Source organism: Poseidonocella pacifica (genome assembly GCF_900111875.1).
Classification (GTDB): Bacteria; Pseudomonadota; Alphaproteobacteria; order Rhodobacterales; family Rhodobacteraceae; genus Poseidonocella; species Poseidonocella pacifica.
Genome location: NZ_FOJU01000001.1, coordinates 509,227 through 533,458 on the forward strand (window position 1 = coordinate 509,227; position 24,232 = coordinate 533,458).

The following is a 24,232-nucleotide window of genomic DNA, read 5'->3' on the forward strand; positions in this document are numbered from 1 at the left end:
CGAAAAGGGAAAGCCCCCGCCCAAGAACGGGCGAGGGCCGGACAGCAGATTACTCTTCCATCGTGATGGAGGAGAAATTCTGGTACCAGTTCTGCGCTTGCACGAAGCCCTTCACCTTGGGCGACATGGCCCGCGGCGCGACGTCGTGCGTGACGAACAGGAACAGGGCCTCATCGACGAATTTCTCATGCGTCTTCTGAAGGACGGCGTTCTGTTCCTCTGGGTCAAAGGTCGTCTTGATCTGCTCGAAGAGCGCTTGCATCTCCGGATCGGAGTAATGACCCCAGTTGGTACCGTTCGGCGCGATCAGGTTTTCGTCTAGGTGGCGGATCAGACCGGTGAACGGGTCTTGGATGAAGTAGGTGAAGTTGATCGAGTGTGCGCCCTCCACGGCCGGATCGGCCGCGCCTGCGCGCCACAGGTTGATCATCTGGTTCCACTCCACGACCATGAAGTCTACGTCGATCCAGACTTCTGCGAGGCTCTGCTGCACGAACTCATTCATCGGAAGCGGCAGCATCTGACCGGAACCGGAAGGAGAGATGAGCGCCTTGACCTCCAGATGGTTGTCGGGTCCGAAACCGGCTTCTTCCATGAGCGCCTTGGCCGCCTCAAGATCGTATGAGGGATCGAACTCAGGGTTGCCGAACCACTGCGAAGAGGGCGGCAGGAAGCCCTTGCCCGGAACCATCAGACCACCGAGCAGTGGCATCATGCTTTCGCGGTCGATCGCCATGTTTGCGGCCTTGCGCACCCGGATATCGTTCCACGGGGAGTCTTCGAGCCGGGAGAGGTGCCAGGTCCAGTTATGCGGATAGGCGTTGGAGGAGATGACAAATCCGTTGCCGGTCATTGCGGGGATTGTGTCGGGTGCGGGGGCCTCGATCCAGTCCACTTGACCGGACATGAGTGCGGCGGAACGCGCATTGGGTTCGGGCAGCGGGATGAGGATCATCTCATCAAGTTGCGGGATACGGCTTTCGTCCCAGTAGTCTTCGTTCGGCACCATGACCGCGCGTTCGCGCGGCACGAACTCGGTCAGCTTCCACGGGCCGGTGCCGGAAGGGGAGGTCGCAACCTTCTCCCAGTCCTTGTCCAACGCTTCCCAATTGGCTTTGGACGACATCAAGATCCACGCCAGCTGGTAGGGCAGGGTGGCGTCAGGGGTGCCCGTCGTGATGGTCAGGGTCAGGTCATCGACCACCGCATAGGTGGCGACGGCGGGAATTCGGGATTTACCCTGCGCAGCTTGGCGGCTGTCATACTGCTCGGAGGTATCGTCCAGCAGCTTGTCTAGGTTCCAGACAACGACTTCGGCGGTCAGCGGTGAGCCATCGTGGAAGGTCACGCCCTCGCGCAGTTTGAATGTCCATGTCAGCTCGTCTTCGCCCACGGACCATTCGGTCGCGAGCCCGGGGATCAGAACAGAAGGCTTGTCGGCGCTGGTCAGATCCCACTCGATGAGCGAGTCGTAGACCGTGTACCCCATGAAGCGCATCCCTTCTCCACCCTGGTCCGTCTGGCCAGTGGTGAGCGGAATATCGGCGGCGGTCATGCCGACGCGAAGCGTGCCATCGGCTTGGGCAAGCGTGGCGCAAAACAACGCCGCGGCGGTAGCGAGGGCGCTGACGCCTCGTTTGAAATTCATCGTTTGTACCTCTCTGTCAGGTGTCACGCCATTCTGCGCGGTCCTTGATGATGCGCTCGTTTCGGCGCGATCATGGCGGGATGGTGGCAATCCACGGTTTCGGGAGACCAGTCCCGAAATGAGCCAGTGAGAGTTGCAAGGGGCCCTATCGGCGTGTTTGCCCGTCAATAAGGCACCACGATGCTGCAGTGCCGCATTTTTCAGCGACCTCTTGGGGCATGATGAGGTCGTGGCATCGCCTGTAAAATGCGGGGCCACAAACTGGATAGTGGCAAAATGAATCATTTGGCATTCCACCGACAAGACGCAGGCCAGTGAGGCACCAAACTTACATTTTTTCGGGGGGGCACGTGAATACGACAAGCCAAGCTACTAAAATAACGAACCTAATCTACAACTGTGCGCAGAAATCGCCGGGTCAAACGCACACATCCGGTAGCGCGCAGCTTGATTTGTCGGATGGGGTTGGCTTAATGGCATGCCATAAATCTGGTATGAGGCTCGTGCGGGTATGACTGAGGATTTGGGATCTGCGCAGGGTGGGGCGCCAGCGACAGCCACCGCGCAATGGGTGGCCGACACGCTAAGAGATCGGATCGTAAAGGGGATCTATCCCCCGGGATCGCGGATCGTCGAGCGGACGATTTCCGCAGAGCTGAATGTATCGCGAACACCCGTACGCGAGGCATTGAAACTGATCGCGGCGGACGGGCTGATTGTCATTTCCCGCAACAAGGGGGCACAGGTCGTACAGTACTCCCCGCAGGAGGCCCTGGCGCTTTTCGACGTGATCGCGTCACTTGAAAGTCTGGCAGCGGAGCGGCTGGTAGAGAGTATTGACGCTCAGACGCTGGACCTTCTCGAGGAGATGCACGACCGGATGATGACGTACTATAAGATCGGAAGCCACGACGATTATTTCGATACGAATTCCGAGATTCACGACTTCATCATCGAGTGCTGCGGCAATGCCATCGTCGCGGAAACCCATCGCAAGTTGATGGCGCGTGCCCGTCGTGGTCGCTTCCTTGCGATCATGCAGCCAAACCGGCTGACAGAGGCGGTCTCCGAGCATGACGAATTGATGGAGGCGTTGCGCACGAAGGACGCAGAGCGCGCGGCGAAAGTCTGGCGCAGGCACCTGCTTCACACAGGAGAGACCGTCGCCGCACTGCTCTGAACGCCTAGGTGTTCGCCGCGCGATCCCACAGCCTTTCCGAGACCTTCTGCGCTTCGCATATGATGTCGCGCGCATCTACGAGGGTTGGAGCACGGTCGCGCACCAGCCATTTCCCCTGCACCATGACGTCCGTCACGTTTGCCGCCGAGCCAGAGTGGGCAACGATTCCGAAGCCGTCGATAACCGGGCACAGGTTTGGAGCGAGCGGATCCAGCAAGATGAGGTCGGCGGGATCACCGATTTCCAACCGGCCTGTGGCCCCGTGACCCTTGAGCGCATCGGCCCCTGCACACGTCGCCCAGCCAAAAACCTCCTCCGCGTTAAGATCAAAAGACATACCGGCCTTCCATCGCGCGGCGGCAATTGCCATCCGCATGGCCTCAAACATATCGGCAGATTTCGTGTCTGTACAAAGGGTGATTGTAGCACCTGCGTCGCGGAGCGCCTTGATCGGCGCGGCGGCCCCGAAACTTGCGTTTCCGATTGGAGCATGGGCCACAATTCCGCCGGCCGCGCCAAAGCGGGAGATATCACTTTCGGACATGAAGATACAATGTGCCGCGATCAGGTCGGGGGAGAGCAGCCCGAGATCATCCAGAAATTCCGTCGGCGTCATGCCTTCACGAGCGACGATCTGATCCACCTCCATCTGTGATTGGCTTAGATGTGTGTGGACCTGTTTGCCGGTCTGCTCCGCCAAGGCGCGGAACTCGGTGAACATTTCGCGTGAGCAACTGTCAGGGGCATGAGGCGCGAGGATCGTGGAGATACGGTCGTGGCCCTCCCACGTCTCGATTACATCAAGCGCCGCGCGCAAGGTGGAGTCGCCCAAGGAAGAGTTTCGTTCAAATCGGCCCTCGGACAGCGCGGCGGTGTCCATATCCATCACGCGCCCGCCGACCAACGCCCGAAGTCCAAGTTCATCGGCGGCCCGGGCAAGAGCTTCGGGGTAGCGATAGTAATCAACGATCGTCGTCGCGCCCGCCAGAAGCATTTCGAGCACGCCAAGCCGGGCGAGGGCGAGCGTTTCTTCCTCCGACAACCAATGCCCCTGCGGAACATTGGGAATGTAGGCCGGGGCAAATCCTTTGTCTTCGACCATGCCCCTGACGACCATCAGCGGGGAGTGATTGTGGCTATTCACAAAGCCCGGCAAGCAGAGCGCGCCCCTTGCGTCCACAACTTCGACACCGTTCCTCGCGGGCAAGTCGGCGCCGATCTCTGCGATGCGACCATCGTCATCGACCAAAAGATCCACCGAGCGCTGAAGCCTGATTCCGCAGGAGAGGAGAGTGATATTTCTTAGATGGGATGCCATTTTTGGTTTTCCTGTTGCTCATTCGGTGTGCAGGCTCGGTTCCTTCTGCACAAATTATAAAGTTTCGATATTTTGCGCGGCTGCGACACGTGCATGCCGCGTCTAACCATGCTTCTACGGGACTAAGCCAAATGGCATCCCATTTTCAAGTCGGCATCAGAACCGTTTTTCCAACACCAGAAATTCACCCATCATCGGAGCAACGAGGAACATCATGACACAATCCAAGACCGAAGGTTTGACCCGCCGAAGCCTGCTACGCACATCCGCAATGGTTGCCGTCGGCACGTTGTCCGCGCCCTCCATCCTGCGGGCGCAATCGAGCGAAATCGTGATCGGATGCGCCGGATCGCATACCGCTTGGATGGAGCAGCTGGTCGCGCCGCATATGAAGAAGGCCATCGGCGCCGACATCCTGTTTGAGGGCACGAAGTCGTCGGTGAACCTCGAGAAGATGTCCTCCAACAAGGATGCTCCTTATCTTTCCGTCGTGCAGATGGATGACCCTGTGATGATTCAGGCGGTAGAAGCCGACCTGCTGAACCCCATCACTGCCGGGGCCGTGCCGAACATGACGGACCTGCGCCCGGACGCAGTGCATATGGACGGTATGTGGTGCAACTACGTACAGCCTTGGGCGGGGGTGGCCTACAACACAGACTACTCCGATGGTGTCCCCACTTGGGCCGCGCTTTGGGATCCGGCGAACGCGGGACAGGTCATCATCCCTTCGCTGCAGAACACAGAAGGCATGTGGACACTCTTTGTCGCGGCGATGCTTGGTTCGGGCAAGCCCTTCTCCGAGGCGCAATATGAAATCGACGCGGCCTTCGCCAAGTTGGAGGAACTCAAGCCCAACCTGCTGTCGGTCTATTCGACCATGTCTCAGGCTTTCAATCTTTTGGAGCAGGGCGAGATTTCGATGCTCGCGGGCAACTTCTCGTCCTATACCCTGCCGCGCAAGGGGGAGGGCGTGCCAGTCGATCTCGCGGCCCCCAAGGAAGGCATCTTCGCCATGCCGTCAGGCATCTGTCTTGTGAAAGGCGGGCCGAACCCGGAACTGGCAGAAGCCTACGTCAACGAGATGCTTGGCGCAGAAATGCAGGCCGCAATAGCGGACTTTGCCACCTCTGTTCCGGCGAACACGACCGTCACCGCCGGCGCGGTTATCCCGGAGGGCGTGCCGATCTACTCGCCGGACTGGGCCTTCGTCGCAAAGAACCGCCGGGCGTGGATCGAGCGCTTTGACAAGCTCATGGCACTCTAAGGCGGAATTCGGACATGGCACTGGATCAAGCAAAGCCGACATCGCGATACCTCGAAGCCTGGGGCATCGGGAAGTCGTTCAAGGGAACACGGGTCATGTCCGACCTGAATTTCCGTGTGGATCGGGGGGAGCTTGTATCTCTCCTCGGTCCCTCGGGCTGTGGCAAGTCGACACTTCTGCGCATCATCGCTGGCCTTTTGGAAGGCGACGAGGGATCTGTTGTGCTTGGCGGGCGCAACATCACGCGCTTTCCGGCGCACAAGCGCAACGTGTCGGTGGTGTTCCAGAATTACGCACTTTTCCCCCACCTGACGGTCGCCGAGAACGTGGCGTTTGGCCTGCGGGCGCGTGGCGTGGCCAAGAGGGCGACGGGTGCACCGGTTGCAGAAGCACTTTCACTCGTTCGCATGTCCGAGTTTGCCGACCGCCCCACTGCGGCGCTTTCCGGCGGTCAGCAGCAGCGCGTTGCCGTGGCGCGGGCACTGGTTGTCGGGCCTGACCTGTTATTGCTGGATGAGCCATTTTCCGCGCTGGACCGCAAGCTGCGCGAGACCATGCAAGTCGAGTTGAAGTCACTGCTTCTGGATCGCGGCATTACCGCCATTTTCGTGACGCACGACCAAGAAGAGGCGATGGGCGTCTCCGACAGGATCGCCGTGATGAATGCCGGCAGGATCGAACAGTTTGCCGACCCATCAACACTCTACGCCCGTCCGGCCACTCCCTTCGTTATGGATTTCGTTGGGCTGTCGACCCGGATTGTCGGCACAGTCACGTCGCGGGACGGCGAGGTGATCACGGCGGAAACGCCCTTTGGGTTGCTCAAGGCGCGAAGCGCGGCTCCCGCGGGCGCGCGCGTCCTGTTGGGCGTGCGGCCCGAACTGATCGAGGTGGGCGCGGGAGAGAACACGATCTCATCGACGCTTGCCGATGTGATGGTCCTCGGAGCCAAGACAGTGTTGCACGGGACAGCCGAAGGAGAGGATCGCGTGCTCTGCGAACTGTCCGGTATTCGGAGTGGTTTTGCCCGTGGGCAGGAAATCACGCTTGGCTGGAAGATCGAAGATACGCTGGCATACGAGGTGCCGGCATGAGCGGGCGCATCGACCGTGTTGCGCTTCTCGCTGTGCCGGGTCTCGCATATCTCGCTGTGATCTACGCGCTCCCGCTGCTGATGCTGCTTGCCAAGTCGATCCAGACCGCCGAAGGAATTTCGTTTTCGGAATACCGCGCCTTCTTTGCCGATGACTACAATATTCGGGTGCTTCTGCGCACCTTGAGAGTGGCTGCGCTGACGACGCTGCTTGCGCTGATATTTGCCTACCCCACCGCCTTCGTGATGAGCCGCGCGAAGGGCCCGTGGTTGACAGTGTTTCTCGTCGCGATGGTTTTGCCCATGTCGCTGGGGGTCGTGGTGAAAGCCTTTGCCTGGTCGATCCTGTTTCGCGCCAATGGCTTCATCAACTCATCGTTGCAGTGGATTGGCCTCACGGAAAAACCCGTGCGAATGCTCTTTACCGAAACGGCGCTCGTGGTTGGTGCCGCGAATGTGTTCCTGCCGTTCATGGTGCTTCCGATCTACGCGGTGGTGCGCCAGATGGATCGCGCCTTGCCGGAGGCTGCGGCCTCTCTGGGCGCCGGGCCGTTCTTTCGCTTTTTCAATGTCACCTTGCCGTTGACCCTCCCCGGTGTTGTCGCCGGCTCGGCCTTCACATTCTCCATGGCGATTTCAATGTACGTGATCCCCTCGCTGATCGTGGGAGAGCGGCAACAGACCCTGTCGATGCTCATTGCCCGCAGTTTCCTCTACCTGCGCAACGAACCGCTGGGATCCACAATTTCCGCTGTGCTGCTGGGTATAGCGATATTCGTGGTCGTCTTCTCAAGTTGGCTGGCGCGGCGGCTGGGAGCTCGTTCATGACACAGACTGACAGAATTTTCCGGGCGCTGAGTTGGATCGTGGCGCTTGGCTGCGTCGCCTTTCTGATGCTGCCGATCTTCATCACCGTCGCGGCGTCCTTCTCGGCGTCACCGGTCTATACGCTGCCGCCGCCGGAATGGTCGCTCCGCTGGTATGTGTCGCTGGAACGGCGCTCTGGGCTTTGGGATGCGGTGGTTCTTTCACTCAATCTGGCCTTCGTCTCGACCGTGATCTCATTGGTGCTGGGAACTCTGGCCTCGATCGCAGTGACGCGGGGCAATTTCCGGGGGCGCGAGGCGATTGCCACCTTTGCTGTCTCCCCCTTGATGATGCCGGGGCTGGTTGTTGGGGTGGCACTGTTGCAGTTCTTCCGCGAAATCGGACTTCGCGACGCCTATGTGTCGCTGCTGCTGGGGCATATCGTCATCACCTTGCCCTTTGTGATGCGCACATTGTTGGCCTCCATGGCGGCGTTTGACTTCTCGATGATCGACGCGGCGCGAACGTTGGGGATGAGTTATCCCAAAGCGATCCTCAGGGTGTTGGTGCCCAACCTCGCGCCCGCCTACCTCACATCGGGTCTCTTCGCCTTCCTCGCGTCGATGGACAACTATCCGATCTCCATCTTCCTGACTGACGCGCGCAACAAGACGCTGCCGATCAAGATGCTGCAGTATCTCGAAGAACAGCCTGATCCGTCTCTGGCCGCGATGTCTTCGGGATTGATCCTGCTCGCCGTCGTGGTCTTGGTGTTTGGCGCCCGTACGGTCGGCCTCAACCGCATGATCCAAGGGTGAGTCATGACTGATCGTAGGGATTTCAAGGGCTACTTCGGTGCGGAGCCCGCGCCTTGCTGGCCGGGAGGGGCGCGGCTGGCGGTGTCCTTTGTCGTGAACGTGGAAGAAGGTGCGGAACTCTCCATCGGCGACGGTGATCCTTGCAATGAGGCGACCTATGAGATCCGCGAAGAAGTGAAAGACGTGCCCGATCCCTGCATGGAAACGCATTTTGCCTACGGGACGCGGCAAGGCTATGGGCGCATCGCAGCAGCCTTCGATCATCATGGGGTGAAGGCCACGTTTTCGACCTGCGGACGGGCGGCAGAGCGCAGCCCGTGGTTGATGCAGGACATCATTGCGCGCGGGCATGAGGTATCCTGCCACGGTTGGCTATGGCAGCGTCACGCGCATCTCGAGCGGACAGAAGAGGCGGCGGTGATCGAGCGTACGCACGCCGCGATTACAGCGGCCTGCGGCATCGCACCGGTGGGTTGGCACACGCGCTCCGCGCCGTCGGTGAACACCCGGGAGTTGCTCATCGAGCGGGGTGATTTCCTCTATGACAGCGACGTTTACGATGATGACATCCCGCGAATGGCGGGCGGCCACGTGATCTTGCCCTATGCCTTCGACACTAATGACATGCGGTTTTCCCCCGGGGGCGGTTTTGTGCAAGCGCGGGATTTTAGCGATTATGTCATCGGCGCGTTTGACCGGCTTTATGCCGAGGGGACAGGTGCGGCGCGTATGATCTCGATCGGTTTGCACCTGCGGCTTATCGGACGTCCGGGGCGGATTGGTGGGTTGGAGGCCGTGTTGGCGCATATCGCCTCGTTCGATGACGTATGGATCGCGCCCCGCCGCGAGATCGCCCAGTGCTGGGCCAAGGTGCATGGAGATTCCGCATGAACCCGTTGGATCTCTCGGCCGTTGCACTTGCTCATCGTGTCCGTTCCGGCGTTGTCACGCCATCAGAGGTCGCCATCGCGGCACGGGCACGCGTGGCGGAGCGAAATCCGGCGCTGAACGCGATGACGGTGCTCAATCCATCGCTCGATGAAGAGGCGGCGGAGGTCGCCAGACGGCTCGCGGCGGGAGAGGATCTTTCGCTCGCCGGGGTGCCCGTGGTCATCAAGGACAACATCTGGGTCAAGGATCTGCCAATTACCCAAGGCTCGCGCCTGTTCGCCGAATTTGTCGCGCCGAAAGATGCCGCCGCGGTGAGTAAGCTGCGCGATGCGGGCGCGATGATCCTTGGGATCGCCACCTGTTCTGAGTTCGCCTGCAAGGGCGTGACCAACACGCCGCTGCATGGCATCACGCGCAACCCAGTTGACACGCGGCTTACGCCCGGTGGCTCCTCCGGCGGACCGGTGGCGGCGGTGGCGTCGGGAATGGCTCCGCTGGCGCTTGGCACCGATGCGGGCGGCTCCTCCCGCCGCCCGCCTGCGCACACCGGGCTCTTTGGATTCAAACCGACGCAGGATTTCGTGCCCTACGGGCCGGGTTTCGACGAGCCGGTTGATGGCATCTCGGTTATCTCTCCGATCGCGAGACACCTCGAAGATATCGACTTGGCGATGCAGGTTCTGGCAGGCATTTCGACTGGAAGCGTCTTTGCCGGCACAATCGCATGGTCCGAAGATTTCGGGCTTGGGCAGAAACTCGATGCGGATGTGGCACTGGCGCTGCGCGGGGCCGTGGCTCAGCTGAAACGGCAAGGCTTTTCTCTTGTCGAGACCGCTCCGGATTGGGGCGGGCTTACCGGCGGCTCGGTCATGCCTCTGCAATTCGCGGGTCTGGCGCGATTGTTTGGGGAGGCCTTGAAAGAGGATCGCTCGGTCTTCGACCCGGACCTCGCTCTCCAGATTGAAACGGGGCTTGGCTTGACGGCGGCGGAGGTCGCGAACGCCAAATCGGCCTCGGTCCACATGGGCGAGATCCTGAACGGTTTTCTCGAAGGCTACGACGCTGTCATCGTTCCGACGACCCCGTGCCCCGCGTGGCCGGTGGATCGCTTGGCCCCAGAGTTCATCGGCGGCCTTCCTTGCGCGCCTCGGGATCACGCGGCCTTCACGCCGCAGGCCAATCATGCGGGCTGTCCCGCGCTCTCGATCCCGTTCGCGGAAACAAAGGCGGGCCTGCCGCTCGGCCTTCAGATTATCTCGGCCAAAGGTCGCGACGCGGACCTTCTCGCCACTGCACGCAATATCATGGGCGCCTTGTCCCGCCCAAAACACGAGAGGGCGAGTTGATGCGCATTCTTCTGGTCAATCCCAACATGACGCAATCCATGACCGACAAGATGGCCGAAATCGCCCGCCAGATTGCAGATGGCCGGGCGGAGATCGTGCCCATCACCGCGCCAAGCGGCTTTCCCTATATCGCCTCCCGCGCGGAGGCACAGATTGCCGGGGCTATCGCGCTTGAGATGATCGCTGACAATCTCCACGACATCGATGCCGTTATAATCGCGGCGTTCGGCGACCCGAGCCTCGCAGGCGCGCGGGAGCTTTTCGATGTGCCTGTCGTGGGTATGGCGGAGGCGGCGGTTATGACCGCGGCGATGTTGGGGGAGCGGTTTTCCATCGTGACCTTTTCGCCGGTCATGACGCGGTGGTACACGGATTGCGTTTCGGATACTGGCCTTGCGTCAAGGTTTACCGGCGTGCGTACCCCCAAGACGCATCTTAGTGACGTTGCCAACGCCGCGCGGGATGTACGAGCGGATCTTGTCGCACTCGCACGGCGCGCGGTTGCCGATGATGGTGCCGACGTGGTGATCCTCGGGGGCGCACCTCTGGCTGGACTCGCGACGGAGATCAGTGCGGATGTGCCTGCGGTGGTCATCGATCCGATTGCCGCCGCGGTAGCGCAGGCCATCGCGCTCGCTTCGCTCGGCTCGCGTTTCGCGGACCGGGCGTGCAAGCCCATCGCCAAAACCTCGTCCGGCCTCTCGGCGGCTTTGGCGGCTGTCATCGCGCAGGGGGCTTAGTCGCTCCGCTATCGCAGCGCGTCAGGCGGACAGAAGGCGAACTTCTTCCGCGGCAGCAAGGATGGGATTGATAAGCTGCGCGGCGCTTTGGCCGGACAAACGGTCGGCGGCTGCGCCCAATGGTCCACCCCCGATTATCACGCATTTCGCGCCTGATCGCTCTGCTGCCTCAACGGCCTTGAGGAGTGCAACGTCCAAGGCGGCTTCGTCCGACATCAGCGGCCCGGGGTCTCCAACCGTCAGAAAACAACCAAGGTAGGGGGACCTGGCATGTGCTGCCATCAAGGCGTCGATCCGATCGGCAAGGGCCGGCGTAGTGGTGGCGACGGCAAACGGCTGCTTGCAGGCTCTAGCGGCGGCGCCGCCGATGCCGACGACCGGGATTGTGAGTTGCTTAGCAAGGGTTGCGGCTCCGGGATCGCCAAAAGCGGAGACAATGATCGCTGTGACGTTCGGCGGAATATCCGCTCGCGCCACGTTGTGCGCCGCCGCGTCCAACGCTTCGGGTGTTGTGATGAGGTCGGGGCCTTCAGGGGCGGTCCAGGCCAGCGGGGCAACGGAGAGAGCACGCGCGGCAATCCGGCACATCATGTCGGTCGTGGTGACGTTTGAATTCGGGTTCATCAGTAGAACGGACATGGCGCGCAGGTCTTTCCCATTATAGTTTCGTAAGAGCGCCCGCAAACCAGCCATTCCAGCGCTGCGCTTGGAGAGGTGCCATCGCTCCCGGCTCCGCTCTGTCGCTGCAGGATATCAAAGCCTCGCCAGATGGGCGTTTCTGTTCGAGCCCAACTTTAGATGTTCGGCAATCTACCGGCCAATCCTTTTTGACAGAGGGACGCTCGATTTGGCCCCAATCCCTTCAGCGTGCCCTTCCAAGCCTCAGCCCAGATGCGATACATCCGTCCAGTTGTCATTCTTGCGGATGATCTCGATGATCTGCTGATAAGCGCTGCCTTCCTTGAATGTCGGGTAGGGAGGAACCGTTTCGCCCGAAATGTCGGCTACGAAATCGCGCGCCAGATAGTGCCAGCATTGCTCGGTCTCGCCTTTCACGTCGGGTATGGCATCGGCGATCTGTGGCGGCAAAGGCAGCTCTTGCCATGTCTTGTCCGCGCCGTAGTAGGACAACTGCCCACTGCCATAGTGGCCCTTGATGTATATCGCGCCCTCATTGCCATAGAAAACGATGTGGTCCTCATGAAACCGCGGGACCAAACCGCCATGCTTGAAGAGCACCGAGACAGGCTTTTTCGCAAACGGACTCTCGAGTTGCGCAAGGACGGTATAGGACCATTCCACATCGCTGGTCCCCCATTTCAGGTTGGGATCGTTCAGGTCCTTGGGGATAAAATCGCGCCGCGTGGCAAAGTTATGCACGCCTTCGACAATGGGGGCACGGCCCAGATCGTCGCGGACCTCACCGATTATGGACAGGATCTTTTCGCCGACGACCGAACAGGCAATCGAAAGCGTGTGGGTGAAGTTGTTGTTTAGCCGTCCGCCGCCATCCTTCTTGCGGTGTGACCAACCAAAGGGGATGTCGCGCTCCAGATTGAAATGCGAGATGCATTCGATCTCCGTCGGCTCCCCGATGGCCCCTTCGGCCACCAATTGCTTGGCGTGCTGAACGCTGGGCGCATAACGAAAGCTGGCAGCATAGGCGGTTTTGACGCCTTGCGCTTGGGCCAGTTCATACAGATGCACGGCACTTTCCGCGTTGTCGGTCATGGGCTTGTCACAGAACACATGACAGCCGCGCGCAATAGCCTGTTTGATCGGCTCGTAATGGGCGCCGCCGGGTGTGGCGATAGAGACAATATCGGGCTTGCATGTGTCGAGCGCGACCTGCCAATCGGTCCCGGCGAAGGGAATGTCCAACTCCTGCGCCACCTCCCGGACCACGTGATCCGTACGGCCGACGATTCCGACGATCTCACAGCCTGCACCGCGAAACGCATCGGCATGGCCCTGTCCGGCGAAACCGGTTCCGGCGATCAGAACTTTGAGCATGGCTCATTCTCCCATGACATGTGTAAGGCCCGCACCGCGAGGCAACCTGGGGCTGAAATTCGGCCCACCGGTCCGGTGGGCGTGGGCATCAAACGCGGCGACCGGTCGCCTTGTCGAAAAAGTGGACTTGCGTCGGATCGATGGAGACCGTCAGCGTCTCACCCACTTCCATATCGACCCCGCCATCAAGCACGGCCGTCGCGGAGGTGCCCGCGAGTTCGAAGGTGATATGCGTCTGCGCGCCCGTCGGTTCCACAAGGGTGGTCGCACCGGACAGCGTTATACCGGAGGGATCGCGCGTGAAGTGTTCGGGGCGCATGCCGACGATGACCTTTTCGTTCTCTTCCATCTTCGGGTGTTCGTCCAACACCGGGATGGACTGTCCGCAGGCAAACATCGCCACTGGTCCAGTGTCGGTTTTGACGATGGTTGCCTCAACCAAGTTCATCGACGGGGTGCCGATGAAGGCCGCGACAAAGAGGTTGTCTGGCTTGTTGTACAGGTCGATCGGTCGCCCGGCCTGTTCGATATTCCCGCCGTTGAGAATGACCACCCGATCAGCCAGCGTCATCGCTTCGATCTGGTCGTGCGTGACGTAGATCGAGGTTGTCTTTACCCGCTGGTGAAGTGTCTTGATCTCCGACCGCATTTGTACGCGCAGCTTGGCATCGAGGTTCGACAGGGGCTCGTCGAACAGAAACGCCGCCGGATCGCGTACGATGGCACGCCCCATGGCGACGCGTTGGCGTTGACCGCCGGAGAGTTGTCCGGGCTTGCGATCAAGCAGGTTGTCAAGCTCCAGTAGCTTGGCGACATCCTTGACCTTTTCGTCGATGGCCTTTCGATTCATGCCCGAGAGTTTCAGGTTGAATCCCATGTTCTTGGCCACCGACATATGCGGGTAGAGCGCGTAATTCTGAAACACCATCGCGATATTGCGTTCGCGGGGGTTGAGGTGATTGACCACATTGCCCCCGATCCGGATCTCTCCTCCGGAAGCGGGTTCGAGCCCAGATATGATCCGAAGGAGCGTGGACTTGCCACAGCCGGACGGACCGACAAGCGCGACGAATTCGCCATCTTCGATCTGAAGATCGATGCCGTGGATCACTTCGACCGCCCCGAAGTTCTTCTTGAGACCGGTGATTTCTACTGAGGCCATGTCGTTCTCCTCTCCCTGTAACTGGTATCGTTGATGACGGTTGGTTTTCTGACCTCACGCGAGGACGGCCGCCTTTTCACGAAGAATTTCCTGTTTGAGCGTCTCGCCGGCAAAGTACCGGCGCACATCTTCCACTGCGGCAAGTCCCTGTCGGATATAGCTTTCTCGGGTATGACCGGCGCAGTGCGGCGACAGATAGACGTTGCCTTGCGTCCGCAGCGGATCGTCTTGGGGCAAAGGCTCTATATCGAATGTGTCGATCGCGGCGAAAATCCGGCCCTGCTGCAGGGCGTGGATCATTGCCCCCGCTTCGATCAGCCCAGCCCGAGCAGTGTTGACCAGCAGAGCGCCGGGGGCCATGGCCTCGAGGTGGCTGCGCTTGATCATGCCTTCGGTGGCGGGCAGGTTCGCGGCATGCAGGCTGACCACCCGGCACCGAGCGAACAGGGTTTCCAGATCCAGAAGCGTCACGCCCAACTGCTTTGCCTGTTCGGCGCTGATGAAGGGGTCATAGACCGATACGGTGCATCCAAACGGGCGCAACCGGTCAAGCACAAGGCGGCCGACATAACCCAGCCCCACAAGGCCGACATTCTGTGCCGCCAGAAGCTGTCCGAGTTGACCCGTGCGCATCTCCTGCCAGCCCATATCGCCGCGCAACGCGGCATCCTGCTCCCGGTGCAGCCGCAGATGGGCGAGGATTTGCGTCAGGGTGAATTCGGCCACGGCCAGCGCGATTTCCGGCGCGGAATGGCTGACCCTGATGTGGCCGTCGCGCAGTGCATTTTCCACGCCCAGAGACTTCACGGATCCTGCGGCGTGGGAGACAAAGGCAATTGACCCGTGCGGCGCGAGAAAGCTCGACAAGCTGGGGCTGCGCCACCCTGTGATCGCTGCGGTTACATCCTCCAACGCACTGGCAAAATCGCCCGAGGCCAATGTATCGTCGCTGACGAACACGGGTTCGGCAAACGCCTGCAACGCTGTTTCGACTTCCCGCGTGAATATCCGCGAGCGCACCTCTTCGGGCATCAGCACCGCAACCTTCGGACGGCGGGCGAGTTTGGTAATGCATTGGTCTGTGGTCGTTTGTTGCATCTTATCCCTGCTTGTTCTCTGGCGGCACGGCTGGGCCCACCTCAGCGGTTCGCCGGCTGGATCATCAGTTCGGACACATGCGCCCGGGCCGGCAGTTTCATGACAAACATGCAAGCTTCGGCGATGTCTTCGGGTTGCAGCGCCTTCGCGCGCATCTCTTCGGTCGGGGGAGTAGGGCGTTTTTCCAGCAGCGGCGTGTCGGTCATGCCCGGCAAGATCACGGTGGCACGGATCCCGTTCTGCCATTCTTCTTCCATGATCGCGTGGGTCATTGCCATCACGCCCGCCTTCGTTGCCTGATAGGCCGCGCCGGAAGGGTCAGGTTTGCGGGCCGCCGTGGAGGAGATGTTGATCAGCAATCCGCCGCCGCGTTTGCGGAACATCGGCACAATCACCTGCGCCAAATTGAACGCGGCATTGAGATTGGTGTCTATCATCGATCCCCAACTCTCTTTGGTCAGTTCGAGAAAGGCCCGGTTGACCAGATTGACGCCTATGGAGTTGATCAGGGTATCGACGGTAGACAGAAGCTGAGCATGCGGCGCGAGCGCTTGGGTGAGTTCGGCGGCATCTGAGGCATCCGCCTGAATCCCCGTGACATTCGGCGCGCCCAGATCAGAGGCTTCTTTCGCGATCTCTTCCAGCCTGGCCGCATCACGGCCCAACAACACCAGATTTGCACCCTCTGCCGCGGCGGCACGAGCCGTGGCACGGCCCATTCCGCTGGTTGCGCCTGCGATCAGGATTTGACGGTCTGACATGGTGGTTTCCTTCGTCATGGCATCGCTCTGTGCGAGCGTTCACGGTGGGATTTTGGGGCGGCGGTCGAATTGCGCACGATCAGTTCGGGCCGCAGGATCACATGCGGGTCCTCTGCGCCGTCTTCATCCTCAAGGGTGTGGATCAGGTTCGCGACGATAAGCTCGGCCATCTGGTCTGCGGGCTGACGCACGGTGGTCAGCGGCGGCTCCATGACCTTGGACATGATGATATCGTCGAACCCGACCACGGAGAGATCGTCCGGCACGCGGTACCCGAGTTCGCGCGCGCCAGAGCAGGCCCCGATCGCATACATGTCGTTGACCGCGAAAAGGGCGGTTGGGGGATTGTCCTGGGTCAGCAATTCCCGCGCGGCGGTGCGACCAAGCTCAGCGGCGTGGCTGTCGCCAAATCCGCAGGCATTGGGCCCAAGCCAGATCATGTCATCCTCAAGGATCAACCCGTCCTTCTCCAACTCGCTGCGCATACCCTCAAGGCGGGCGATGCGGCTGGAGGTGCCGATAGGGCCGGAGATGAAGGCGATCCGCTTGTGTCCCAGACCGATCAGGTGGCGGGTCGCGAGCCTCGCGCCAAGGGCCTGATCCACGCTGACCGAGCAGGAAACGACACCCTGCGCGCCTTGCGTGGTCCGATCGAAGGCCGCGATATGCATCCCCTTTTCAGAGTGTTCTCGCAGGTGATCGAAGGAGACGGGCGATGAGCCGAGAATGGTGCCGCGTACGGAGGAGCCGTACAGGGAATTCATGTAGGTGGCCTCGAGCTGCGGATCGCGCTCGGCGTTGCAGATCAGCACCTGATAGCCACGCTTCAGCGCGGCCTTCTCGATCAGTTGCGAGACGTTCCCCCAAAACGGGTTTGCAACCGATGGCACCACAAGCCCCAGCGTCTTGGTATGCCCCGACTTCAGCTGACGAGCGACGGAATTGGGCGTGTAGTTGAGCTCTGTTATCGCGTCCTGCACCCGGCGAAGCGTCCGGGCGCCCATCTTGGCATGTCGCCCATTGATGACGTTCGAAACCGTGCTAACGGATACGCCAGCCTTCTTCGCCACATCCTTGATACCTGCCATCGCTTCAGCCCTACATCCTGCCAACGTGCCAGCCGACAAATTCGGATGGAATCACTCCGTAAGCTCGTTGGTAATACGTTATACATACTACACACTCCTCAAGAAATTTGACCAGAGCATTCTTTCGCTGGGGCGGAAATTTTTGGCGTACAGCCCGAATGAATGGCGGTGATTTTCACCGCGATCTCGTGGTTCGGCTTGTTGTAGTTTGTAATTATATATTGAAATTCAATGTGCTATGTCGACGTTACTGCGGGTGCCCCTCATTCCTCAAGCGGTCGAGGTCTTCCCGATGTGTAAAGTGGAGATTTACAATCGACATAGGTGTAACGTTTTACTATCCTTTGGTGAGGGAGGCCGCGAATCGTGGTGATCCGCATCTGCGATCCGTGAATGGATCGCGTCCTTAGGGAGGATAAAATGATGACAACTCAGTCGCGCAGAGCATTTCTGAAGCAAAGCGGAGCCGCGTTTGGCGGGTTCGCTTTGACGGTGGTCGCAGGGGGCGCCATGGCGCAGGGCAAGACGACCGTTCGCTTCAGTGGTTTCGTTGAATCGGAGGAGCAACTGGCCACAACGCTCAAGGTTCTCAAAGCTTATATGGCGAAGAACCCGGACGTGGAGATTGTGCCGGAATTCTCCAGCTATCGTGCCTTTACCGACAAGCTCGCGACCGAGGCCGCCGGCGGGAATGCCCCCGACATGTTCAGCGTGAACGTCGATCTGTTGGCGGAATATGCAGCGCGCGGTGTGCTGATGCCCCTCACGGAATGGATTCCCGACCCGCTCGATGTGTCCGAATATCAGGATGGCAGCGTCTTTTCCTGCACCTATGCGGGCGAGATGTACGCCATGCCCAACGATGCAATCGCAACCGCTATCTTCTTCAATCCTGCGAAGTTCGAAGAGGTCGGCGTCGCAATTCCAGAGAAGTTCTATACGTGGGAAACGCTGCACGAGACGGCTGTTGCGCTTGGCAAGGAACACGGGCGCGGCTTCTGGGGTATCGAAGATGGTGGCGGCAACAATCTTGCCTGCGATATCTTCCTTCGGGCCGGGGGCGCGGCACTTTTCACGCCCGAGCACACGATCGGGTTCAACGGCGAAGATATGGCGAAATGGTTCCAGTATTGGGAAGACATGCGCCAAGCCGGGGGAGCGCCGCCTGCGGATGTTCAAGCCCAGGCCGGGGATAACTCTGCCTCCTTGGGGATCGTGCGCGGCCGCTCGGCCATGTTGGTCCAGACCACCGACAGCTTCATCGGCATCGGTGCCCTCATGGACACCCCGCTTGACCTCATGATGCTGCCCAACGGCTTTGCGGGCGGCGAGATGAAACAGCATCTTTATGACTATGCCGGCAACTCTACCGGGATCTGGAAGAACGCGGCCAACAAGGAGCTGTGCGTCGATATCATCCGCTTCATGCACTTCGATCCAGAAGGGGTGGAACTTTACTACACCGGTAGCGGCATGATCCCGGCCTCCACCGCTGGGCTTGAGAAGTTCGGCTCCTCCGGCACGCCGGAAGAAAAGAAGCTGGTCGAATATCTGCGGATGCTTCGCGAAGATCCGGCGCCGTCGCGTCGTCCTGGTGTGGGCGGGCTCGGCGGGATCTTCCGCCGTCACAACGAGGCCGTTGCCTTTGGCGACATGACCGCGCTCGAAGCTGGCAATTCGCTGACCGCCGAGATCGACGGAAAGCTGCAGGCGCTCAAGCAATAGGGATACCTCTCGAGGCGGGGCAGGGGGTATCTGTCCCGTTTCCGCATCACCGCGCTCTCGGGCGCGGTGGGCACTCGATGGCTCCAGAGTAGGGAAGTTCCCATGAGCAAGATACAGAATGTCTCCAAGAAGCAGAACGGCGTCGCGTTTCTCTTTCTGTCGCCGTGGATCGTCGGATTTCTTTTCCTGACACTGGGCCCGATGCTGGGCTCGCTGTATCTGTCCTTCACGGACTACGATCTGTTCAGCTCTCCGAATTGGGCGGGCATGGACAATTACGCCAAGCTGATGAGCGACGATCCGCGATATATCGCGTCGCTGAAGGTGACCCTCTCCTATGTGGTGTTTTCAGTGCCACTGAAGCTGGGGTTTGCCCTCTTTATCGCCCTCATCCTGAACCGGGGCCTTCGGGGGCTGGGCTTTTATCGCTCGGTTTTCTACCTGCCTTCGCTTCTCGGGGGGAGTGTGGCGGTCGCGCTGATGTGGCGCCAGATCTTCTCCTATGACGGGATCATCAACCAGTTTCTCTGGACCTACTTCGGGTATGATGCGCCCAGTTGGATCACCAATCCCGACTATGCACTCGGCACTCTCGTTCTTCTGGCCGCCTGGCAGTTTGGCGCGCCAATGGTGATCTTCCTGGCCGGCCTCAAGCAGATCCCACAAGATATGTACGATGCCGCAGCCATCGATGGCGCGCGCCCCGTGCAACAGTTCTTCTTTGTGACTGTCCCGCTTCTGACGCCCATTATCTTCTTCAACTTCGTGATGCAGACGATCGGCGCATTTCAGGCCTTCACGCCCTCCTACATCATCTCGGACGGCACCGGCGGGCCAGCGGATTCCACGCTGTTCTACACACTGTATCTCTATGAACAGGCCTTCACCAACTTCGAGATGGGCTATGCCTCCGCCATCGCTTGGGTGCTGGTTGCCATCATCGGGCTTGCAACGACGATTTCCTTCCTCAGCGCCAAATACTGGGTTCACTACGGGGACGAGGGGTAACAGGCATGACACTCGCAGACATCCAACCGACCACAGCCGATATCAATCAGATCACGGCAAAGACCAAAGCCCGGTCAAAGCTTTTCATGCACGCGTTCCTGATCTTCTTCGCGCTGATCATGCTCTATCCGCTGGTCTGGCTCGCCGTGAGTTCGCTGAAGCCGTCAAATATCATCTTCTCGGACACCAGTATCATTCCCCGGCATTTCGTCTGGCAGAACTATGCTAACGGGTGGGCGGGGGTGGCGGCACCGTTCAAGGTGTTCTTCACCAACAGCTTCGTCATCGCCAGCATCGCGGTGGTCGGAAATGTGCTGTCATGTTCGTTCGTCGCCTATGCCTTTGCCCGGCTGAGCTTCAGCTTCAAGGCACCGCTGTTCGCGCTCATGATGATGACGATCATGCTGCCGGTGCATGCGACATTGATCCCCCAGTACATCCTGTTCAACTGGCTCGGCTGGGTGAATACTATCCTGCCGATCGTCACACCGAAGTTCCTCGCGGTCGAAGCCTTCTTTGTCTTTCTGATGATCCAGTTCATTCGCGGCATCCCGCGTGAGTTGGACGAGGCGGCGGCGATTGATGGGGCGGGACCGATCCGGATCTATTTCTCGATCATCCTGCCGCTGCTCACTCCGGCGCTGGTGACGACAGCGGTTTTCACCTTTCTGTGGACGTATGAGGATTTTCTCACGCCGCTCATCTATCTCACCTCAATCGAAAACTACACGGTGCCGCAGGGGCTTCGACTGCTTCAAGCGTCGCGCGGGGCAAGCACATGGGGCGCGATGCTCGCCATGTCGCTGCTGTCGCTGGTGCCGATGTTCATCGTCTTCTTCATCTTTCAGCGAAAGCTGATCGACGGGATCGCGACCACCGGGTTGAAGGGCTAAGGCCCTTCCCCTCAATCCTCTTGGACACCGAAGGATCCTTGTCAAAATGGCAAAACCGTTGATTTCAGTATTCACCAAACCCTGGACCGATGAGCTGCCTGCGTTGGCTGAAAAACTTGCCGGTCTGGGCTTCGAGGGCGTCGAGCTTGCGGTGCGTCCCGGGTATCAGGTGGTGCCGGAGAATGTCGCGGCCGATTTGCCCCGCGCGGTCAAGATTCTGGCCGAATACGGGCTCAAGACGCCCAGCATCGCGGGCGAAATAGATGAGGCCACCATAGCCGCCTGCGGCGATGCGGGCGTCGGCACGATCCGTATCTGCGCGCCGATTGATCTCGCACGGGGTTATCGCGCGTCGATCGACGAGTATCGCCGCTGCTTTGACGCGCTTCTACCTGCCTTGGAAAAGAACGGGGTCAGCATTGGCGTGCAGAACCACTATGGCAACATGGTGGGCAGCGCGGTCGGACTTGCGCATTTGCTGGCAGGCTACGACCCCAAACTCGTCTGCGCCGTGCTGGATATGGGTCATTGCGCTGTTGACGGAGAGCCAGTCCAGATGGCCGTGGATATCGCCCGCCCGCATATGAGCGGGCTGGTGAATTTCAAAAGCGCCTGCCACCTGCGCGCCAATGGCCCAGAGCTTGAGGCGGAGTATGTGGTCCATTGGACGACCCATGACCACGGCGGATACAACTGGGGCGAGCTTGTTCAAGAGCTTCACCGCACAGGGTTCGATGGCACCTTCTGTATGCCTGCGGAATACAGCGAGCAGGCGGGCAGGACGGGCCAGCGGATGGGCGATGATGTGATCCCATTTCTGAAAAGGGACCTGGCGCATCTCAAACGCCTGATCGCCGAAACCTACGCCTGATCCGAACTGAACCGCAGGCAATCCTTCGGTCCGGTCTCCGCTATCGGGAAGGCTGTGCACAACCGACGCAATCGCAGTTCTGAAAGTTGAATCGATGAGCAAGACAAAAGATCTGACAATCAAGGATGTCCGGGTGATCGTGAGCAGCCCGGGTCGCAACTTCGTGACGCTGAAGATTGTCACCGAATGCGGGATCCATGGGATTGGCGATGCCACCGTGAACGGCCGTGAAATGGCAGTGGCGTCCTACCTTCAGGAACATGTCGCGCCCTGTTTGATCGGGCGAAATGCGCACGAAATCGAAGATATCTGGCAATATCTCTACAAGGGTGTCTACTGGCGCAAGGGGCCGATCAACATGGCCTGCATCGCCGCGGTGGATGTCGCGTTGTGGGATATCAAGGGCAAGGTCGCGGGCCTGCCTGTCTATGAGTTGCTGGGGGGAAAGAGCCGCAGGGCCGTCACCACCTATGCCCACGCCAACGGCGAAACCATCGAAGGCACGCTGGACAGCGCGGAAGCGCTCATCGCGCAGGGGTTTAAGGCGATACGGTTGCAAACGGCCGTGCCCGGGCTGGAAGGCACCTATGGTGTGCTCGGCGACAAGAAGGACTACTACGAACAGCAAAGCAGCCGCCCCCTTCCGCCCGAACAGCCTTGGTCTACCCGCAAATACATGAACTCCATCGAAGCGCTTTTCCGCGAGGCACGTGATCGGTTCGGCGACGATATTGCGCTGACGCATGATGTGCACAGTCGGCTAACCCCGATCGAAGCGGCGCGGCTCGGCAAGATGCTGGAGCCCTACGATCTGCTCTTTCTCGAAGATGCGGTCGCTGCGGAAAATCAGGACAGCTATCGCATCATACGCGACCACACCACGACACCTCTGGCGATCGGTGAGATCTATAACACGATCTGGGATTGCAAGGAGTTGATCCAGAACCAGTGGATCGATTACATCCGCACCGCCACCACCCACGCCGGCGGCATCACCGGTGTGCGGCGTATCGCGGATTTTGCGGCGCTGTTTCATGTCCGAATCGCGCCGCATGGTGCACCGGACCTGTCGCCGATCTGCTATGCCGCGCAGGCGCATCTCGGTCTTTGGGCTCCAAATTTCGGAATTCAGGAATTCGTGGGCTTCGGCAACGAAGTCTCGGACACGGTTTTCTCTCATGATCTGACGTTGAAAGACGGGATGATCCATGTCGGCGACAGCCCCGGTCTGGGCGTTGACTTCGACGAAGAAGCCGCGGCGGCCCACCCCTACAAACGCTCCTACCTGCCGGTCAGCAGGCTGGAAGATGGCACCCTGTGGAGTTGGTAGTCCGCAGATGCCGAGCCCCCTCACACTCAGTAAAATAAGGTAACGAAACATGAGCAACACATTTGGCAAAACCGATCTCGTGACGACTAAGGTTGTCTATGGCTGCATGGGCGGTGCCGGGGCCTTTGGCGCGCAAGAGGAAAAGGATTCCATCGAGGCTCTGCAGGAGGCGCACAACGTCGGCATCAACTTTTTTGACACCGCCGAAGCTTATGGCGCGGGATATTCCGAACAACTTCTTGGCAAGGCGCTGGGTGACAAGCGCGCCGATCTCGTGATCTCCTCCAAGGTGGCCCGTGAGAACATGGCCCCCGGCGACATCATTGAGGCCTGTGATCGCAGCCTCAAGAACCTCGGCACCGACTACATTGATCTCTACATGCTGCATTGGCCGAACCGGGATGTGCCCTTGGCGGAGAGCATCGGCGCGCTGAAAACGCTGAAGGAAGAGGGCAAGATCCGCTGGTATGGAGTGTCGAACTTCGGCAGTCAGGATCTGGACGAAGCGCTGGCTTTGGGTGAAATTTCGGTCAACCAACTGCCATATCACCTGTTTTCGCGCGCAATCGAGTTCGAGGTGCAGCCGAAATGCGAAGCGGCGAATGTTCCGATCATGTGCTACTCCTCGTTGATGCAGGGGCTGCTGGCGGGCAAGTACAAATCGCTTCAGGATTTCCCGGTGGACCGCGCCCGTACGCGCATGTTCGATCACCGCAAATGGGCCGACGTTGCCCATAAGGAAGAAGGCGCGGAGGACGCTGGGCAGGAGTTGCTCGACGCGCTTTGGAAACTGGTCGGCGACACTGGCCTATCGATGGAAGAACTCGCGATCGGATGGCTGAAATCCCGCCCCGCCGTGGGCGGCGTGATCGTCGGCACGCGCAATGGCGAACAGAGCAGGGGCCTCAAGAAACTGTTGGACGTGCAGCTTGACGACGGCGTTCTAAAAGCGCTGGACGATGCCTCGGAGAGGTTGAAGCAGGAACTGGGCGCGGACATCGACATGTGGGGCAAAGGCCGCACCCGCTAGGGATAGGGCCAATCTTCGGAGGCCAGTATGTGCGCCGCAGCGCATGTTGGCCTCTGTTTGCTCTCGCCCGAGATCTTTTCCACCTGACACCATTTCACGCGGATTCCTGCCTCGTTGCTTAAACAGGCGGCGATCTCACCCGCGC

At 59.9% G+C, this 24,232-nt stretch carries 22 protein-coding genes; 14 read left to right on the plus strand and 8 right to left on the minus strand.

Annotated elements, in window-relative coordinates; genetic code table 11:
* Positions 1–49 precede the first annotated feature (49 nt).
* Positions 50–1,648 (minus strand): ABC transporter substrate-binding protein, encoded by a 1,599-nt coding sequence (locus tag BM234_RS02430; protein ID WP_092060263.1) that lies wholly within the window; start codon positions 1,646–1,648, stop codon positions 50–52.
* Positions 1,649–2,159: 511 nt separating this feature from the next.
* Here BM234_RS02430 and BM234_RS02435 point away from each other — a divergent pair.
* On the plus strand, positions 2,160–2,828 hold the full coding sequence (locus tag BM234_RS02435; protein WP_092060264.1) for a GntR family transcriptional regulator: 669 nt from the start codon (positions 2,160–2,162) through the stop codon (positions 2,826–2,828).
* A 4-nt stretch (positions 2,829–2,832) separates the two neighbouring features.
* Here BM234_RS02435 and BM234_RS02440 read toward each other — a convergent pair whose 3' ends face one another.
* On the minus strand, positions 2,833–4,146 hold the full coding sequence (locus tag BM234_RS02440; RefSeq protein WP_092060266.1) for an amidohydrolase family protein: 1,314 nt from the start codon (positions 4,144–4,146) through the stop codon (positions 2,833–2,835).
* 214 nt (positions 4,147–4,360) lie between these two features.
* Between BM234_RS02440 and BM234_RS02445 the strand changes: the two genes are divergently transcribed.
* Genes BM234_RS02445 through BM234_RS02475 form a run of 7 tightly spaced genes read left to right on the plus strand, consistent with a single transcriptional unit; the run spans position 4,361 to position 11,108 of the window.
* Complete coding sequence (locus tag BM234_RS02445; protein WP_092060268.1) at positions 4,361–5,413, plus strand: extracellular solute-binding protein; 1,053 nt, start codon at positions 4,361–4,363, stop codon at positions 5,411–5,413.
* Between the two features lie 14 nt (positions 5,414–5,427).
* Complete coding sequence (locus tag BM234_RS02450; RefSeq protein WP_092060270.1) at positions 5,428–6,507, plus strand: ABC transporter ATP-binding protein; 1,080 nt, start codon at positions 5,428–5,430, stop codon at positions 6,505–6,507.
* On the plus strand, positions 6,504–7,334 hold the full coding sequence (locus BM234_RS02455) for an ABC transporter permease (protein ID WP_092060272.1): 831 nt from the start codon (positions 6,504–6,506) through the stop codon (positions 7,332–7,334). Before BM234_RS02450 ends, BM234_RS02455 begins: the two co-directional genes overlap by 4 nt.
* A complete protein-coding gene (locus BM234_RS02460) occupies positions 7,331–8,131 on the plus strand; it encodes an ABC transporter permease (protein WP_092060274.1) in 801 nt (266 codons plus the stop codon). Before BM234_RS02455 ends, BM234_RS02460 begins: the two co-directional genes overlap by 4 nt.
* Positions 8,132–8,134: 3 nt before the next feature.
* Positions 8,135–9,022 (plus strand): allantoinase PuuE, encoded by an 888-nt coding sequence (locus BM234_RS02465; protein ID WP_092060276.1) that lies wholly within the window; start codon positions 8,135–8,137, stop codon positions 9,020–9,022.
* Positions 9,019–10,368, plus strand: a complete 1,350-nt coding sequence (locus BM234_RS02470) for an amidase (RefSeq protein WP_092060278.1) — start codon at positions 9,019–9,021, stop codon at positions 10,366–10,368. Before BM234_RS02465 ends, BM234_RS02470 begins: the two co-directional genes overlap by 4 nt.
* The gene (locus tag BM234_RS02475) at positions 10,368–11,108 is read left to right on the plus strand and encodes an aspartate/glutamate racemase family protein (protein WP_092060280.1); all 741 of its coding nucleotides are present in this window, start codon (positions 10,368–10,370) and stop codon (positions 11,106–11,108) included. Before BM234_RS02470 ends, BM234_RS02475 begins: the two co-directional genes overlap by 1 nt.
* A gap of 21 nt (positions 11,109–11,129) precedes the next feature.
* Here the strand turns inward: BM234_RS02475 and BM234_RS02480 are convergent, their stop codons facing one another.
* The 6 genes from BM234_RS02480 to BM234_RS02505 form a co-directional block, all read right to left on the minus strand.
* Positions 11,130–11,747, minus strand: a complete 618-nt coding sequence (locus tag BM234_RS02480) for an aspartate/glutamate racemase family protein (RefSeq protein WP_245752454.1) — start codon at positions 11,745–11,747, stop codon at positions 11,130–11,132.
* A 243-nt stretch (positions 11,748–11,990) separates the two neighbouring features.
* On the minus strand, positions 11,991–13,121 hold the full coding sequence (locus tag BM234_RS02485) for a Gfo/Idh/MocA family protein (RefSeq protein WP_092060282.1): 1,131 nt from the start codon (positions 13,119–13,121) through the stop codon (positions 11,991–11,993).
* Positions 13,122–13,209: 88 nt separating this feature from the next.
* The gene (locus tag BM234_RS02490; protein WP_092060284.1) at positions 13,210–14,283 is read right to left on the minus strand and encodes an ABC transporter ATP-binding protein; all 1,074 of its coding nucleotides are present in this window, start codon (positions 14,281–14,283) and stop codon (positions 13,210–13,212) included.
* Positions 14,284–14,337: 54 nt separating this feature from the next.
* Positions 14,338–15,381 (minus strand): hydroxyacid dehydrogenase, encoded by a 1,044-nt coding sequence (locus BM234_RS02495; RefSeq protein ID WP_092060285.1) that lies wholly within the window; start codon positions 15,379–15,381, stop codon positions 14,338–14,340.
* 41 nt (positions 15,382–15,422) lie between these two features.
* Complete coding sequence (locus BM234_RS02500) at positions 15,423–16,142, minus strand: SDR family oxidoreductase (RefSeq protein WP_217645939.1); 720 nt, start codon at positions 16,140–16,142, stop codon at positions 15,423–15,425.
* 14 nt (positions 16,143–16,156) lie between these two features.
* Entirely contained in the window at positions 16,157–17,230 is a 1,074-nt protein-coding gene (locus BM234_RS02505; protein ID WP_092060289.1) for a LacI family DNA-binding transcriptional regulator, read from the minus strand.
* Between the two features lie 420 nt (positions 17,231–17,650).
* Between BM234_RS02505 and BM234_RS02510 the strand changes: the two genes are divergently transcribed.
* From BM234_RS02510 to BM234_RS02535, 6 genes are all read left to right on the plus strand, one after another.
* Positions 17,651–18,955: an ABC transporter substrate-binding protein gene (locus BM234_RS02510; protein WP_175501183.1), complete on the plus strand. Its 1,305-nt coding sequence runs from the start codon at positions 17,651–17,653 to the stop codon at positions 18,953–18,955.
* 102 nt (positions 18,956–19,057) lie between these two features.
* Entirely contained in the window at positions 19,058–19,963 is a 906-nt protein-coding gene (locus BM234_RS02515) for a carbohydrate ABC transporter permease (RefSeq protein WP_092060293.1), read from the plus strand.
* Between the two features lie 5 nt (positions 19,964–19,968).
* Entirely contained in the window at positions 19,969–20,856 is an 888-nt protein-coding gene (locus BM234_RS02520; protein ID WP_092060295.1) for a carbohydrate ABC transporter permease, read from the plus strand.
* Between the two features lie 46 nt (positions 20,857–20,902).
* Entirely contained in the window at positions 20,903–21,727 is an 825-nt protein-coding gene (locus tag BM234_RS02525) for a sugar phosphate isomerase/epimerase family protein (protein ID WP_092060297.1), read from the plus strand.
* Between the two features lie 94 nt (positions 21,728–21,821).
* Positions 21,822–23,057, plus strand: coding sequence for a D-mannonate dehydratase ManD (gene manD, locus BM234_RS02530; protein WP_139226757.1), 1,236 nt, complete (start codon positions 21,822–21,824; stop codon positions 23,055–23,057).
* A 49-nt stretch (positions 23,058–23,106) separates the two neighbouring features.
* Positions 23,107–24,087 carry an aldo/keto reductase gene (locus BM234_RS02535; RefSeq protein WP_092060299.1) on the plus strand — a complete coding sequence of 327 codons (981 nt, stop codon included), beginning with the start codon at positions 23,107–23,109 and terminating at the stop codon, positions 24,085–24,087.
* Positions 24,088–24,232: the final 145 nt, after the last annotated feature.

What these genes read in the sequence shown, in the direction of transcription:
- BM234_RS02430 (WP_092060263.1), bottom strand. Translation starts at nt 1,648, where the DNA reads ATGAATTTCAAACGAGGCGTCAGCGCCCTCGCTACCGCCGCGGCGTTG.
- BM234_RS02435 (WP_092060264.1), top strand. Translation starts at nt 2,160, where the DNA reads ATGACTGAGGATTTGGGATCTGCGCAGGGTGGGGCGCCAGCGACAGCC.
- BM234_RS02440 (WP_092060266.1), bottom strand. Translation starts at nt 4,146, where the DNA reads ATGGCATCCCATCTAAGAAATATCACTCTCCTCTCCTGCGGAATCAGG.
- BM234_RS02445 (WP_092060268.1), top strand. Translation starts at nt 4,361, where the DNA reads ATGACACAATCCAAGACCGAAGGTTTGACCCGCCGAAGCCTGCTACGC.
- BM234_RS02450 (WP_092060270.1), top strand. Translation starts at nt 5,428, where the DNA reads ATGGCACTGGATCAAGCAAAGCCGACATCGCGATACCTCGAAGCCTGG.
- BM234_RS02455 (WP_092060272.1), top strand. Translation starts at nt 6,504, where the DNA reads ATGAGCGGGCGCATCGACCGTGTTGCGCTTCTCGCTGTGCCGGGTCTC.
- BM234_RS02460 (WP_092060274.1), top strand. Translation starts at nt 7,331, where the DNA reads ATGACACAGACTGACAGAATTTTCCGGGCGCTGAGTTGGATCGTGGCG.
- BM234_RS02465 (WP_092060276.1), top strand. Translation starts at nt 8,135, where the DNA reads ATGACTGATCGTAGGGATTTCAAGGGCTACTTCGGTGCGGAGCCCGCG.
- BM234_RS02470 (WP_092060278.1), top strand. Translation starts at nt 9,019, where the DNA reads ATGAACCCGTTGGATCTCTCGGCCGTTGCACTTGCTCATCGTGTCCGT.
- BM234_RS02475 (WP_092060280.1), top strand. Translation starts at nt 10,368, where the DNA reads ATGCGCATTCTTCTGGTCAATCCCAACATGACGCAATCCATGACCGAC.
- BM234_RS02480 (WP_245752454.1), bottom strand. Translation starts at nt 11,747, where the DNA reads ATGTCCGTTCTACTGATGAACCCGAATTCAAACGTCACCACGACCGAC.
- BM234_RS02485 (WP_092060282.1), bottom strand. Translation starts at nt 13,121, where the DNA reads ATGCTCAAAGTTCTGATCGCCGGAACCGGTTTCGCCGGACAGGGCCAT.
- BM234_RS02490 (WP_092060284.1), bottom strand. Translation starts at nt 14,283, where the DNA reads ATGGCCTCAGTAGAAATCACCGGTCTCAAGAAGAACTTCGGGGCGGTC.
- BM234_RS02495 (WP_092060285.1), bottom strand. Translation starts at nt 15,381, where the DNA reads ATGCAACAAACGACCACAGACCAATGCATTACCAAACTCGCCCGCCGT.
- BM234_RS02500 (WP_217645939.1), bottom strand. Translation starts at nt 16,142, where the DNA reads ATGTCAGACCGTCAAATCCTGATCGCAGGCGCAACCAGCGGAATGGGC.
- BM234_RS02505 (WP_092060289.1), bottom strand. Translation starts at nt 17,230, where the DNA reads ATGGCAGGTATCAAGGATGTGGCGAAGAAGGCTGGCGTATCCGTTAGC.
- BM234_RS02510 (WP_175501183.1), top strand. Translation starts at nt 17,651, where the DNA reads ATGATGACAACTCAGTCGCGCAGAGCATTTCTGAAGCAAAGCGGAGCC.
- BM234_RS02515 (WP_092060293.1), top strand. Translation starts at nt 19,058, where the DNA reads ATGAGCAAGATACAGAATGTCTCCAAGAAGCAGAACGGCGTCGCGTTT.
- BM234_RS02520 (WP_092060295.1), top strand. Translation starts at nt 19,969, where the DNA reads ATGACACTCGCAGACATCCAACCGACCACAGCCGATATCAATCAGATC.
- BM234_RS02525 (WP_092060297.1), top strand. Translation starts at nt 20,903, where the DNA reads ATGGCAAAACCGTTGATTTCAGTATTCACCAAACCCTGGACCGATGAG.
- manD (WP_139226757.1), top strand. Translation starts at nt 21,822, where the DNA reads ATGAGCAAGACAAAAGATCTGACAATCAAGGATGTCCGGGTGATCGTG.
- BM234_RS02535 (WP_092060299.1), top strand. Translation starts at nt 23,107, where the DNA reads ATGAGCAACACATTTGGCAAAACCGATCTCGTGACGACTAAGGTTGTC.